Source organism: Micromonospora sp. NPDC005707, from assembly GCF_040631005.1.
Taxonomy (GTDB): Bacteria; Actinomycetota; Actinomycetes; order Mycobacteriales; family Micromonosporaceae; genus Micromonospora.
In genome coordinates this window covers 16,794-30,017 of sequence record NZ_JBEXYR010000010.1, presented here as the reverse complement: position 1 = coordinate 30,017, position 13,224 = coordinate 16,794, and the positions used below count along the sequence as shown (strand labels likewise).

The window sequence follows — 13,224 nt, the reverse complement described above, 5'->3', positions numbered from 1 at the left end:
GCGCCGGCCGCCGGCTCCGCTCCTGATCGGCCGGCCAATCGGCTCGCAACGTGCGACGGAGATGGCCGCTCACTGAGGTCTTGCGGAGCCCTTCGTATACAACATACGCTCCCCGAATCGCCCACTCGAGGAGCCCCCAATGACGAACCTCAGTGAACCGAGCCGGCAACGGCTCCGTCCGTTCCGGGCAGCTGTGGCGGCGGTCGCCGTCGCCTGCACCGTCGTAGCGTGCTCGCCGGTGTCGAACGACGAGGGCGGCGCCAAGTCCGGCGAGGACCAGGCGGCAGGACAGGACAACTTCGGTACGCCGGCAGACCCTTCTGCGGTGAAGAAGGGCGGCAAGCTCGTCATCGCCCTCTCCGCGGAGCCCGACGCGCTGGACCCGACGCTGTCGCGCAGCCTCTACTCGCGCTACGTCTTCCAGGCGATCTGCCAGAAGCTCTACGACGTGAACGAGCAGGCGCAGGTCGTGCCGCAGCTGGCCACCGAACTCCCCACCACCAGCAGTGACGGCAAGACGGTCACCATTCCGCTGCGCCAGGGCGCGCGCTTCGCGGACGGAACGCAGTTCGACTCCGCAGCGGTCAAGGCCACCCTGCAACGGCACCTGACCAACGCCCGGTCCGCGCGAAAGAGCGAGCTCGGTCCGATCGACACCGTCGACACGCCCGATGCCAACACGGTCGTGATCCATCTGAAGCAGCCGTTCGCACCCCTGGTCGGGGCATTGGCGGACCGGGCCGGCATGATCATGAGCCCGAAGGCGCTGCAGAGCCTGGGCGACAACTTCGCCAGCGCGCCCGTCTGCGTCGGGCCCTTCAAGTTCGCCAAGCGGGTGCCGCAGAACTCCATCGACGTGGAGCGCGACCCGAACTTCTACGACGCCACCAAGGTCAACCTCGACGCCATCTCGTGGCACATCCTCAGCGACGCGAGCATTCGGGCCGCCAACCTGCGTTCCGGCGACGCTCAGGTCGCCGACAGCATCTCCACGCAGGACTACGGCGCGTTGCGCGGAGACTCCTCGCTCAGCGTCCTGCAGTCCCAGTCACTCGGGTACCAGGGTCTGACCTTCAACATCGGCAATGTCGACGGCGTCGGCACCACACCGAAGCCGATCAACCGCCCGATCGCGCAGAACGCCAAGGTCCGGCAAGCCTTCGAGTACGCCCTCGACCGGAAGGCACTGGTCCAGGCCGTCTTCAACGGACTCTTCGCCCCCGCCTGCTCGCCGATCTCGCCCGCGAGCCCGTTCTCGTCCGAGGAAGCGCAGGCGTGCCCCCAGCACGATCCCGCCAAGGCCAAGCAGTTGCTGTCCGAAGCCGGCGTTAAGACGCCCTACCCGGTGGCGATGCTCATCTCGAACACGCCCGACTCGCTGCGCCTCGCGCAGGCGCTGCAGGCCATGGTCAAGGACGGCGGATTCGACCTCAAGATCAACCCGGTGGAGTACTCCTCTCTCCTCGACGAGCAGGACCGCGGCAACTTCGAGCTGCTGCAGCTGGGCTGGAGCGGGCGGATCGACCCGGACGCCAACATCACCAACTTCGTCGGCACCGGCGGCAGCCAGAACGTTTCCGGCTACAGCAACCCGCAGCTCGACGCTGCGCTGACCCAGGCTCGGCAGTCCAACGACCTCGACGAGCGCAAGAAGCTGTACGGGCAGGCGGTGACGATCCTCCAGCAGGACGACGCGCTCATCTACCTCTACCGGCAGCGCAACCTGACCGCCGTCTCCAAGAAGATCCAGGGCCTGCAGGTCTTCCCCGACGGCGTGATCCGCGCGGCCTTCGCCGGATTCACCAAGTAGGTCGCCCCGTGGCTCGGTATCTACTCACACGCGCCTGGCACTCAGCGCTGACGCTGCTGTTGTCGACGGTCGTGGTGTTCCTCGGAGTGCGGGCACTGCCCGGGGACCCGGCCCTCGCCCTCGCGGGCGAGGACCGGTCCCCGGAGGCACTGGAGGCCATCCGGCACCACTACGGGCTCGACCAGCCGCTTCCCATCCAGTTCGCGCAGTACGTGGAGCGCGTCGTGCAGGGCGACTTCGGGGTCTCGATCCGAACCGGGATACCGGTCTCGTCGATGCTCACGACCGCGCTGCCCGTCACGGTCGAGCTGTCCCTCCTGGCGATCCTCCTCGCCACCGCGCTGGGTGTCGGGGCCGGGGTGCTCGCGGCTGTCCGCCGCGGGCGTCCCGCCGAGTGGCTGGCCAACGGACTGGCCCTGGTGGGACTGTCGGTGCCGCACTTCTGGCTCGGACTGCTGGCGATCCTTTACCTCTCCGTGGCAGCGGGGCTCTTCCCGGCCTCCGGATTCGTGCCACTGCTGCAGGACCCGGCGGGCAACCTGCACCACATCATCCTGCCGGCCGTCATTCTCGGCACCGGCCTCGCCGCCATCATCATGCGGCAGACGCGTTCGGCGATGCTGGAGGCGCTCTCCTCGGACCACGTCCGTACGGCGAAGGCGAAGGGTCTCCGGCCCCGGGCCGTGATCACCCGGCATGCCCTCCGGAACAGCCTCATCGTGGTGGTGACGATCGTGGGCCTGCAGCTCGGCGGCCTGATCTCCGGAGCGGTCGTCACCGAGCAGATCTTCGGGCTGCCGGGCTTCGGCAAGATGACCATCGACGCGGTGTTCCAGCGGGACTATCCGGTGATCCAGGCGGTCGTCCTGCTCACCGCGACGGCGTACATCGTGATCAATTTCCTGGTGGACCTGCTCTACTCGGTCATCGACCCACGTATCCGGGTGACGGGGGAGCCGGCATGACCGTCCTCACCGTACCGATGGCGGAGGCCGGCCCCGCCGGCATCAGCCGGCGCACCCGGGTCCTCAGGCGACTGCGCCGGAACCCGCTCGCCATCGTGAGCTTCGTCGTGCTCGCGCTCGCGGCCGTCGTCGCCCTGCTCTCGCCCTGGATCGCTCCGCACGAGGTCCAGCAGACCGATTTCGCCCACACGTTCTCGCCGCCAGGCACCCCCGGTCACCTCTTGGGGACCGACGACCTGGGCCGGGACGTCCTGTCCCGCATCATGCTGGGGGCGCGGGCCTCCCTGCAGGTGGCGCTCCTGGCGGTGGCCACCTCGTTGATCATCGGGGTGCCGCTCGGACTGGCCGCGGGCTACTTCCGGTCCTGGGACGCGGTGATCTCGCGCTTCACCGACCTGCTGCTCGCGTTCCCGTTCCTGATCATGGCAGTGGGGCTGGCGGCCATCCGGGGCGCGAGCCTCACCAACGCGGCCGTGGCCATCGGAATCGCCCAGATCCCAGGCGTCATCCGGGTGGTCCGCTCGGACGCCCTGCGGCTCAAGTCCCTGGACTTCGTCGCGGCGGCCGTGGTGGACGGGGCGAGCGACCTGTGGGTGCTGGCCCGGCACATCCTGCCCAACGCGACGTCGGTGATCCTGGTGCAGGCCACTGTCGCGATCCCGGCCGCGATCCTGGGCGAGGCGGTGCTCTCGTTCCTGGGCCTCGGCATCCAGCCCCCGTCCCCCAGCCTGGGCACCATGCTGGCCACCGCCCAGCAGTTCGCCGCCCGCGCCCCCTGGGCAGCCGTCCTGCCCGGTGTTGTGATCATGGGCCTGGCGCTCGCGTTCAACGTCTTCGGCGACGCCCTTCGGGACGCCCTCGACCCGAAGGGAGACCGGCGATGACCACGGTCGAACGGGCGGCCGCATCCTCCGCCGCGGTGGGGACGCCCGTCCTGGAAGTACGCGATCTCTCGGTCTCGTTCACCACGGAGGGCGGGACCGTCTCGGCGGTGGACCGGGTGAACCTGGATCTCGCGTCCGGAGAGATCGTCGGGATGGTGGGCGAGTCGGGCTGCGGTAAGAGTGTCACGGCGATGAGCATCGCCGGCCTGCTGCCCGACAGCGCCCGGGTCTCCGGCTCCGTCCGGCTGGAGGGCGCCGAGCTGGTCGGCGCCCGGGAGTCGGTGCTGCGCCGCGTGCGTGGCAAGGAGATCGCCTACATCTTCCAGGAGCCGATGACCTCGCTGAACCCGGTGCTCACCGTGGGGCGGCAGATCGGGGAGGTCCTGCAGGTACACGAGCGGATGTCCCGGCGGGCCGCCCAGGCCCGCGCCGTCGAGCTGCTCACGCTCGTCGGAATCCCGTCCGCCGGGAAGCGCATCGACAACTACCCGCACCAGCTCTCCGGGGGTATGCGCCAGCGCGTGATGATCGCGATGGCGGTGGCCTGCGGCCCGAAGGTGCTGGTGGCCGACGAACCCACCACCGCCCTGGACGTCACGGTGCAGGCCGGCATCCTGCAGGTGCTCCGGGATCTGCGGGACCGGCTCGGCACGACCATCCTCATCATTACGCACGATCTCGGCGTGATCGCCGACATCGCGGACCGCGTCGTCGTCATGTACGCCGGGCGGGTGGTGGAGCGGGCACCGGTCACCGACCTGTTCGCGCATCCGTACCACCGGTACACGGCCGGGCTCCTGGCGGCTTCACCGACGCCGGGCAAGCATGCCGGTACCGAGCGGCTGCAGGAGATTCCCGGTCTCGTGCCGGTCCTGTCCGCCCAGCCCGACGCCTGCACCTTCGCCGACCGTTGCCCGGCCGCCGATGAACAGTGCCTCGACTCCGCCCCGCCCCTGCAGGTGGTCAGGACCGGGTCCGCGGTCCCGGTGACGGACCACCTCGCGGCCTGTTGGCATCCCTGCCCGGCGCCGCGGACGCAGCCTCAGGAGACAACCGCATGACGCCGCAACCAAACGCCCTCGAACTCGAGGACCTGGTGATGCACTTCGGGCCGGTACGGGCCGTGGACGGGGTGTCCCTCACGATTCCCAAGGGCCGGGTCACGGCGCTGGTGGGGGAGAGCGGCTCGGGAAAATCGACCGTGGGCCGGTGCGTGGTGCGGCTCGAGAAGCCCACCGCGGGCGTGGTCCGAATCGCCGGGACCGATGTCACCCAACTGACCCGGCGACAGCTACGCCGGCACCGCAGTGACGTGTCGATCGTCTTCCAGGACCCCGCCGGCTCGCTGGACCCGCGCATGCTGGTCGGCGAGATCGTGGCCGAGCCGTTGCGGCTGTCCGGTGAGCGGATCACCCGCCGCGACCGGGAGGCCCGCGTCGCCGAGGAGCTCGGCAGGGTGGGCCTGCGGACGGAAGTCGCGCGCCGGTATCCGCACGAGCTCTCCGGAGGCCAACGTCAGCGGGTCAGCATCGCCCGGGCTCTGATCTCCGAGCCCAAGCTGCTCATCGCCGACGAGCCCACGAGCGCACTCGACGTGTCGGTGCAGGCATCGGTGCTCAACCTCCTCGCCGACCTGCAACGGGACATCGGGTTCGCCTGCCTCTTCATCACCCACGACCTGTCCGCGGTCGAGTACCTGGCCGACGACATCGCCGTCATGTACCTCGGTCAACTCGTGGAGAAGGGCCCGCGCGAGCGGATCTTCACGCGCCCGGCCCACCCCTACACGCAGGCGCTGCTGGCGGCCGCGCCGGTGGCCGACCCGGTCCGCCAACGGCAGCGTCAACCGGTGCTGCTCGGCGACGACCTGCCGTCCGCGCTGGACCCGCCGTCCGGCTGCCGCTTCCGCACCCGATGCCCGCTCGCGTTCGACCTGTGCGCCACGGAGGTACCCGCACAGGTGGAGTTCGGCGGCGGCATGGCGGCCTGCCACCTGGTCCAGCCCGACGGCACCCGGCCCGACGTCCGGGCCGCCGACCCGAGTGAGGTGTTGTCATGACCTTTACCACCAGGCCGACCCTGCAGGGAACCTTCGGGATGGTGTCCTCGACGCACTGGCTCGCGAGCCAGTCCGCCATGGGGATCCTCGAGCGCGGTGGGAACGCCTTCGACGCCGCGGTCACCGCCGGGTTCGTCCTGCACGTCGTCGAACCACACCTGAACGGGCCCGGCGGTGAGGTGCCCGCCATCGTGGCCACCGCGCAGGACCCGACCCCCAGGGTGCTCTGCGGGCAGGGGCCGGCGCCGGCCGGCGCCACCATCGCGCACTTCCGCTCCCTCGGGATGGACCTCATCCCCGGGTCCGGCCCGCTCGCCGCGGCCGTCCCCGGCGCCGTGGACGCCTGGCTCCTGCTGCTGCGCGACCACGGCACGCTTTCCCTCGAGGAGGTGCTGGAGCCGGCGATCGGCTACGCCGGCGCGGGCCACCCGCTGGTCGGTCGGGTCGGCGACACTGTGGCCGCCGTGCAGTCGCTGTTCGAGGAACACTGGCCCACCTCCGCCCAGCTCTGGCTGCGCGACGGCAGACCGCCGGCGGCGGGGGAGCTGTTCACCAACCGGGCGTACGCGCAGACCCTGCAACGACTGGTCGACGCCGGCCGGGCAGCGGGCTCGGACCGGGAGGCGCAGATCGAGGCCGCACGTCGCGCCTGGGGTGAAGGTTTCGTTGCCGAGGCGATCGACCGCTTCAGCCGGGAACCCTTCCAGGACTCGAGCGGAAGCGCGCACGCCGGCCTTGTCACCGGCGCAGACGTGGCCGCCTACTCGGCCACCTGGGAGGAACCAGTCACCCTCGACTGGCACGGCTATTCCGTGGCCAAGACCGGTTTCTGGGGCCAAGGCCCGGTGCTGTTGCAGACCCTGGCGGTCCTCGACGCGCTCGACGATCCTCAGGTGTACGACTCGTCGACCGCGGCCGGAATCCACGCCCAGGCTGAAGCCCTCAAACTCGCCTTCGCCGACCGTGAGGCCTGGTACGGCGACGGTCACGTGCCCGCAAAGGCGCTCCTGTCCCGCGAGTACGCGCGGGAGAGGGCCGGCCTCATCTGGGAACGCGCGTCAGCGGAGCTGCGACCGGGCCGCCCCGAAGGCGCCGAGCCACGCCTCCCGGCTCACGTGCGACGCAGTGCCGGACGCCGGGTCGACCTGGCGGACCCCACAACGGGGGAGCCGACGGTGCAGTCGGACGGCGTGACCCGGGGCGACACCTGTCACGTCGACGTGGTTGACCGCTGGGGCAACATGATCTCCGCCACGCCGAGCGGCGGCTGGCTGCAGAGCTCTCCCACCATTCCGGACCTCGGCTTCCCCCTCGGCAGCCGGCTTCAGATGTTCTGGCTGGAGGAAGGTCTCGCGTCGTCGCTGGCACCGGGACGCCGGCCGCGCACGACACTGAGCCCGACGATGGTGCACCGCGACGGGAAACCCGTCCTGGCGTTCGGCACTCCCGGTGGCGACCAGCAGGACCAGTGGCAGCTGCTGTTCCTGTTGCGCCATCTCGTCGGAGGTCGGTCCCTGCAGGAAGCCATCGACGCGCCGATGTGGCACACCATCAGCCTGCCGGCGTCGTTCTACCCGCGCGACATCGAGCCCGGCGTTCTCGTGGTGGAGGACCGGCTGGACGAGGATGTCTTGGCGGCACTGCGCGCGTACGGGCACGAGGTGCGGCTGTCCGGCGCGTGGAGCCTGGGCCGCCTCTGCGCCGTGACCCGCGATCCGGACACCGGCGTGCTGGCGGCCGGAGCGAACCCGCGTGGCATGCAGGGCTACGCCTGCGGCCGGTGACGCCTCAGCGGGCTCCGTATCCGGCCTCGGCGTTCTCGTACGCGGCAGCGGAAGCGGCATCGAGATGGGTCAGTGCGGCCTGCTCGGCCCGGTCACCGTCACCCGACTCGATGGCGTCGACCAGTTGGATGTGCTCGGCCCACGAGTGTGGTGCCCGTTCCGCGGCGCCCAGCCGGAAGACCCACTGCACATGGAGGTAGAGCGCCTTGGTGATCGACAACAGCCACGGGTTGCCGCTGATCTCGAGGATCCGCAGGTGCAGGGCGCTGTTCAGCTCGGCGACCCGGCCGAGGTCCTGCTGCTGCGTCGCCTCGCGGCCCTGCTCCAGCAGGCTCCGCAGGGCGGCCACGTCCGCCGCTGTCGCCCGCTCGGCCGCCAGCCGGGCGGCCAGCGACTCCAGGCGTTGGCGGACGGCGAACATGTCCGCGATGGTCGCACTGCTCGGGGAGGCGACCACCGCCCCGCGGCGGGGCAGGATCACGACGAAACCCTCCGCCTCCGCGACACGCAGTGCCTCCCGGACCGGGTTGCGAGAGACGGCGAAGTCCTCGGCCAGCCGATCCTCGGTCAGCCGCTCGCCGGGAAGGTAGTCGCCGTTGATGATGGCGGTCCGCAATGCGGCGAGGACCTGGTCGCGTAGCGGCAGGTGTTGAGCGCCGAGCTTGCCTCGCAGGTCATCAGCCAACCTGACCCCCTCTCCGTGAATCGTCCAGGCAAAGCGTATACGAAGAACAATCTGGGGAGGATAGCCGACTGTGCTGAAAACAGTGCCAACCGTCATGCGCTTTCGCGCCGGAGTGAAGGGCAACCGGAACCTCGCGCGGCGGCGGCAGGCCCTCGTTGTCGTGCTCACCTTCCTGACCGGTAGCGCCGACGCCATCGGCTTCCTGGCCCTCGGCGGAGCCTTCTCGAGCGTCATGACGGGCAACATGGTCCTCCTCGGGCTCTCGGCGGGCAGCGGCGACGCCGACCTTGCCCTGACCTCCGGCTGCGCCATCGTCAGTTTCATCACTGGCGTCCTCGCCGGCGCCCGCCTCGCCGGCTCGGCGCAGCCGGACGACCCTGTCTGGCCACGCCGGGTCACCCACACGCTCGTCCTGGAACTCCTGGTGTTCGTCGTCTTTCTCGTCGTCTGGGTGGTCAACCTGCCCAGTCGTTCGGAGCAGGTCGATCTCGGGCTCCTGATGCTGTCGGCAGCGGCGCTGGGCGTCCAGAGCAGTGCCATTCAGCGGTTCGGCGTACCGGGTCTCTCCTCCACGTACCTGACCGGCACGCTCACGAGTCTGATCGCGGGGGTCGCTGCCCGAAGCCCCTGGCACAGCCTGCGGCCCAAGGCCCACGTCCTGTCGGCCCTGGTCACCGGTGCCGTTGTCGGTGCGTTGATGGCCGGGCACCTGCCCGCTTGGTCGCCGGTGCTGTTGATCGCGCCTCTCCTGCTCGTCATCGTCGCGTCGGCGCGCATCGCGGAATAGCGTGGCCAGCGGCTCGTGGACCGGCTGGCGTGGAGGTCAACCTTGAAGGTCGACCTCGATTTCCTAGCCTCCACGTCGTCCTGGCCGTAGTGAGCATCCCGCTGATCGTGGCATGGTCCTCGCGCGTGACGACGCGGGTGGACCCGAACGTGGCCGTCGGGCGGCTAGCGACGTCCAGCGTCCGCCGGCCATTGTTCTCGATCTCGCCCCGGTCCTTGTCGGACAGCGGACGCGCGTCGCCGATGCTGTCAGTTCCGGGGCGCGAACAGCATGCGCACCAGCAGAGCACCACGGCTTGTGGCGGTTGGTCTGTGTGGCACCGAGGTAGGTGAACGCGACAGCTGAGGCCACGATGGCGAGCGCGCTGCCGATCAGCCAGGGCAGCTCAGCGAGGACCGGGAGTTGCTCGGAGGCCGAGACCTGATCCGCTTCATGGAAAAGGAGGCTACTTGTGCAGCGGCCCAGTCACTCCAAGCAGGGCTGATATCCAAGCGCATATCGGCAACGCGTCGGTTCGGTCTTGGACGACCGCCGCCTGACGGTGGTTGGGTTTCAGTGCTCGACTGCCCGACTGGCAAAGAATGGAGGGGCGTAGGCCTGTACACACCTCAGTCTCACGGCTCGTCACACGGGGCTGCTTGAGGGTCAGTGCGACTTGGCGGCCGAACTCGGCGATGTTGCCGACAGGGTCGCGAGCATGTCGGCGCCCCGAGACGTGTTGGGGAGCAACTCCCATTGGCGCCACTTCAACGAGGAGACATGCATGAGCCAGATCGACCCGGACGCGCCCTGGGTACCCCCGGACCCGCCCCAGGCCACCGCGGACGGGCCGACGCCACCCGCTCCGGCCGGTGACCTGCCGGCCCTGCTGCCGGTCGAAGCGCCCACCCGGCCGCCACGCTTCGGCGACGACCGGCGCACCACCGTGCTTCTCGCCGCCTTCGCGGCGGTCGTGCTGCTGGTCTGCGGCGGACTCGCCGTCACGAGCCTCACGCTCAGCCTGCCCGACCAGCCGTACCGCCACGACGCGGCGAGCCAGCCGCAGGCCCCGGACGGGCCGGCCGAGTCTCACACCGATGAGACGCCGGTGGCGGAACCGACACCGGATCGCAGCCCGACCCGGAAGCCTGCGTCGACTCCCTCCAACGGGCCTGGCCGGTTCGCCATCGCCTATGCCGTGACCGGGCAGGGGCCGGCCGACATCCAGTACCGCGACGCAGACGGCTACCTGATCCAGCTCGAGGCAGTGCCTCTGCCCTGGCGCCGTACCATCCACACCGACCAGCCTGGTCTGATGTACATGCAGGCCGCCAAGGCCTTCGATGAGGGCGAACGGACGATTACCTGCGCTGTGGTGGTCGACGGCCGGCGGGTGACCGAAACGGTCGGCCCCGGGGGCTGGCGGTGCAGCGTCGGCTCTCTTGCCGGGGAGTAAGCGAGCCCACCGCCGACGCCTGCGGAATACCGGTACTCGTCGGACGACCTGCTTGTGCGTCGTCTACATCCCGGCCTCAGCCGCCGGAATGGCTGCTGCGGTCCCGCGTCCTTGGGCTGACCTGCTCAAACACAGCGACAACGGGTCACCGGCGATGGTCGCCGGTTGGTTCACCTGGTGGCACCTCCGCCCACCGATATGTCCAACTTTCCTTTGGGGTCGAACCGGATGGTCCTCGGGGAGTGCAGGCCTGGCGGTCCGGTTCCGAGAGCGCTGTCATCGGGCGGCAAAGGCGACCGTGACGGTAAGTCCGCCGTCCGGGTTCGACACCACCCGCAGGTCCGCCCCGTGGCTGTCGGCGATCGCATGCACGATCGCCAACCCCAGCCCGCTACTCCCGCTGTGCGTACGGGGCGCGGTGAGGCGCTGGAACGGCTGCATGATCCGGTCGACAGCGTCCTCCGGCACAATGGGACCCGTGTTGCTGATGGCGAGTACCGCCCTCGTCCCATGACGGTGCGTCTCGATGTCGACCCGCCCGCCGTCGAGGTTGTGGTGGATCGCGTTGTCCAGCAGGTTGCCGACCAGGCTCGCGAGTAGCGTCGGATCGGAGCGTGCCACGACGGCCGGCTGAATGTCGGCGCGAATAGTGACGCTCGCGGCCGCGGACCCGCGTGCCGTCACCGCCTCGGCGGCGAGTGTGGCCAGGTCGACCGGTTGGGTGGCCTCGGGTCCCTGCTGGCCCTGCGCAAGCGCCAGCAAGGCAGCGACCAGCTGTTCCTGTTGCTCCCCGATGCGCAGTAGTTCCTCGCACAAGACGCGCAACGACGTCGTGTCGGCGTCCGGATCGGCGAGTGCGACCTGGATCAGCGTCCGGTGAACGGTCAGCGGGGTCCGGAGTTCGTGCGAGGCGTCGGCGATGAAGCGGCGTTGTGCGGCGTAAGCGGCGTCGAGCCGGGTGTAGAGCCCGGCCAGCGTGGCTGACAGGTCGGCGAACTCCTCGTACCGGCCAAGTTCGCCGTGTTCGGGCAGCCGGTCGGCGGTGGCGCCCTCGGCTGCGGACCTGAGCTCCCGCAGCGGTCGCACCGCCCGCCCGGCCAGCACCCACCCGATCGGAGCTGCCACGAGCGCTACCACGATCAATCCCACGACGACAGCCGCCAGCACCGGCCCGGTGTTGCTCACAGTGCCTCCGCCGGCTACGGCACCGACCGTCTGGGTGGACCCACCGGTCCACGCGCCGAGGCCGACGGCAGCCACCGGTACGGCGCCCAGCACGACCGCCGCCGCGGCGTACAGAACCGCGAGCCGGGTACGCAGGCGCGGCCGTTCAGCCGCCGGCACGGTACCCGCCCTCGCGAACCGTCGCGATGATCGGCGGATCGCCGAGCTTGGCCCGGAGCCGGCCGAGCGTGGTCTTGACCGTGGTGGTGAACGGGTTGGTGGCCTCGTCCCAGACGTGGTCGAGCAGATCCTCCGCGGACACCACCTGGCCGGGGCGGGCCAGCAGGTGCGCCAGCACCGCGAACTCCTTCGGGCTGAGGGCCACCGGCCGCCCCGCGCGGGTGACGGTCCGGCGGGCCGGGTCCAGTTCCACGTCGGCGGAGCGCAGCACCGGTGGCACGGGCGGGCCGGATCGGCGGCCGAGCGCCCGGACCCGGGCGACCAGTTCGGGGAAGTCGAACGGCTTGGTCAGGTAGTCGTCGGCACCGAGATCGAGACCGTGTACCCGCTCGGCGAGCGTGGCCGCGGCGGTGAGCATGAGGACTCTGGCGGGCAGGCCGAGCTCGCCGGCGCGCCGGCACACGTCGTCGCCGGAGACGGTCGGCAGGTCGCGGTCGAGCACCAGCACGTCGTACGGCGTGAGGTCCATGCGTTCCAGTGCCTGGCCTCCGTCGGTGACGACGTCCACGGCCATTCCTTCGCGGCGCAGCCCGGCGCCGATCGTCCGGGCGAGCAGCTCGTGATCCTCGACGACTAGCACCCGCATCGGCCCAGCATGCCAGCCCGCTGGTGACAGTACGGTGACGGCCGCTTGTGACTGGGTTGTCACCGGTGCCGGGGTGAAATCGGCGCATGATCCTGGAGACCGAGGCGCTCGCCAAGAGGTACCGGCGACGGTGGGCGCTACGCGACTGCACACTGACCGTGCCCGAGGGCGCGATCGTCGGCTTGGTCGGACCGAACGGTGCCGGCAAAACCACCCTGCTGCAGCTGATCGTGGGCCTGCTATCCCCGACGGCGGGTGCCGTCCGGGTGCTCGACGGCACCCCTGACGCGGCGGTGCGGTCCGGTCGGGTCGGGTTCGTCGCGCAGGACGCCCCGACGTACGCCGGCCTGACCGTCGCAGAACACCTGAGCCTGGGTGCGGGGCTCAACCCGCACCGCTGGGACGCAGCCGCGGCGAAGGAGCGGATGGAACGGCTGACACTGTCGCCCCAGCAGAAGGCCGGCCGGCTCTCTGGCGGCCAGCGGGCCCAGTTGGCGCTCACGCTCGCCCTTTCGAAACGCCCCGATCTGCTGGTCCTCGATGAACCGGTGGCCAGCCTTGATCCGCTCGCGCGCCGCGCGTTCCTGGACGAGACGGTGACGGCCGCGGCGGCCACCGGCACCGCAGTGGTGCTCTCCACGCACCTGGTCGCCGATCTGGCCCACACCTGTACCCACGTGGTGCTCGTTGCCGGGGGCCGGATTCGGCTCGCCGCGCCGATCGCGGACCTGGGCAGCACCCCCGCCGAACTGGAACGCACGGTCCTGGACGAACTCGGCCGCGCCGCCGACGAGAGGCACGGCCGATGAGCCGGCCGACCACCAC

Annotated in this window: 12 protein-coding genes; 9 read left to right on the top strand and 3 right to left on the bottom strand. The window is 70.3% G+C overall.

The features are described 5' to 3' along the window. Positions 1-238 precede the first annotated feature (238 nt). From ABZ452_RS21180 to ABZ452_RS21155, 6 genes are read left to right on the top strand one after another with little or no spacing between them, the layout of a single operon-like run. The gene (locus tag ABZ452_RS21180) at positions 239-1,810 is read left to right on the top strand and encodes an ABC transporter substrate-binding protein (protein WP_357945462.1); all 1,572 of its coding nucleotides are present in this window, start codon (positions 239-241) and stop codon (positions 1,808-1,810) included. An 8-nt stretch (positions 1,811-1,818) separates the two neighbouring features. Further along, positions 1,819-2,775 carry an ABC transporter permease gene (locus ABZ452_RS21175; RefSeq protein ID WP_357945460.1) on the top strand — a complete coding sequence of 319 codons (957 nt, stop codon included), beginning with the start codon at positions 1,819-1,821 and terminating at the stop codon, positions 2,773-2,775. Further along, the gene (locus ABZ452_RS21170; RefSeq protein WP_357945458.1) at positions 2,772-3,659 is read left to right on the top strand and encodes an ABC transporter permease; all 888 of its coding nucleotides are present in this window, start codon (positions 2,772-2,774) and stop codon (positions 3,657-3,659) included. The genes ABZ452_RS21175 and ABZ452_RS21170 overlap by 4 nt, the downstream gene beginning before the upstream one ends. Next, entirely contained in the window at positions 3,656-4,720 is a 1,065-nt protein-coding gene (locus ABZ452_RS21165) for an ABC transporter ATP-binding protein (RefSeq protein WP_357945455.1), read from the top strand. Before ABZ452_RS21170 ends, ABZ452_RS21165 begins: the two co-directional genes overlap by 4 nt. Beyond that, positions 4,717-5,718: an oligopeptide/dipeptide ABC transporter ATP-binding protein gene (locus ABZ452_RS21160; protein WP_357945451.1), complete on the top strand. Its 1,002-nt coding sequence runs from the start codon at positions 4,717-4,719 to the stop codon at positions 5,716-5,718. Before ABZ452_RS21165 ends, ABZ452_RS21160 begins: the two co-directional genes overlap by 4 nt. After that, on the top strand, positions 5,715-7,502 hold the full coding sequence (locus ABZ452_RS21155) for a gamma-glutamyltransferase family protein (protein ID WP_357945448.1): 1,788 nt from the start codon (positions 5,715-5,717) through the stop codon (positions 7,500-7,502). Before ABZ452_RS21160 ends, ABZ452_RS21155 begins: the two co-directional genes overlap by 4 nt. Positions 7,503-7,506: 4 nt before the next feature. On the opposite strand, the gene ABZ452_RS21150 is transcribed toward ABZ452_RS21155, so the two are convergent. Continuing rightward, positions 7,507-8,187: a GntR family transcriptional regulator gene (locus tag ABZ452_RS21150; RefSeq protein WP_357945445.1), complete on the bottom strand. Its 681-nt coding sequence runs from the start codon at positions 8,185-8,187 to the stop codon at positions 7,507-7,509. A 70-nt stretch (positions 8,188-8,257) separates the two neighbouring features. Between ABZ452_RS21150 and ABZ452_RS21145 the strand changes: the two genes are divergently transcribed. Together ABZ452_RS21145 and ABZ452_RS21140 are read left to right on the top strand one after the other, a co-directional pair. Then, positions 8,258-8,974 carry a YoaK family protein gene (locus ABZ452_RS21145; protein ID WP_357945443.1) on the top strand — a complete coding sequence of 239 codons (717 nt, stop codon included), beginning with the start codon at positions 8,258-8,260 and terminating at the stop codon, positions 8,972-8,974. Positions 8,975-9,737: 763 nt separating this feature from the next. Then, a complete protein-coding gene (locus ABZ452_RS21140) occupies positions 9,738-10,409 on the top strand; it encodes an MmpS family transport accessory protein (RefSeq protein WP_357945440.1) in 672 nt (223 codons plus the stop codon). Positions 10,410-10,685: 276 nt separating this feature from the next. On the opposite strand, the gene ABZ452_RS21135 is transcribed toward ABZ452_RS21140, so the two are convergent. Together ABZ452_RS21135 and ABZ452_RS21130 are read right to left on the bottom strand one after the other, a co-directional pair. Next, positions 10,686-11,753: a HAMP domain-containing sensor histidine kinase gene (locus tag ABZ452_RS21135; RefSeq protein WP_357945438.1), complete on the bottom strand. Its 1,068-nt coding sequence runs from the start codon at positions 11,751-11,753 to the stop codon at positions 10,686-10,688. After that, complete coding sequence (locus ABZ452_RS21130; protein WP_357945436.1) at positions 11,740-12,399, bottom strand: response regulator transcription factor; 660 nt, start codon at positions 12,397-12,399, stop codon at positions 11,740-11,742. Before ABZ452_RS21130 ends, ABZ452_RS21135 begins: the two co-directional genes overlap by 14 nt. A gap of 86 nt (positions 12,400-12,485) precedes the next feature. Between ABZ452_RS21130 and ABZ452_RS21125 the strand changes: the two genes are divergently transcribed. Beyond that, entirely contained in the window at positions 12,486-13,208 is a 723-nt protein-coding gene (locus ABZ452_RS21125; protein ID WP_357945432.1) for an ABC transporter ATP-binding protein, read from the top strand. Positions 13,209-13,224: the final 16 nt, after the last annotated feature.

What these genes read in the sequence shown, in the direction of transcription:
- ABZ452_RS21170 (WP_357945458.1), top strand. Translation starts at nt 2,772, where the DNA reads ATGACCGTCCTCACCGTACCGATGGCGGAGGCCGGCCCCGCCGGCATC.
- ABZ452_RS21165 (WP_357945455.1), top strand. Translation starts at nt 3,656, where the DNA reads ATGACCACGGTCGAACGGGCGGCCGCATCCTCCGCCGCGGTGGGGACG.
- ABZ452_RS21160 (WP_357945451.1), top strand. Translation starts at nt 4,717, where the DNA reads ATGACGCCGCAACCAAACGCCCTCGAACTCGAGGACCTGGTGATGCAC.
- ABZ452_RS21155 (WP_357945448.1), top strand. Translation starts at nt 5,715, where the DNA reads ATGACCTTTACCACCAGGCCGACCCTGCAGGGAACCTTCGGGATGGTG.
- ABZ452_RS21140 (WP_357945440.1), top strand. Translation starts at nt 9,738, where the DNA reads ATGAGCCAGATCGACCCGGACGCGCCCTGGGTACCCCCGGACCCGCCC.
- ABZ452_RS21130 (WP_357945436.1), bottom strand. Translation starts at nt 12,399, where the DNA reads ATGCGGGTGCTAGTCGTCGAGGATCACGAGCTGCTCGCCCGGACGATC.
- ABZ452_RS21125 (WP_357945432.1), top strand. Translation starts at nt 12,486, where the DNA reads ATGATCCTGGAGACCGAGGCGCTCGCCAAGAGGTACCGGCGACGGTGG.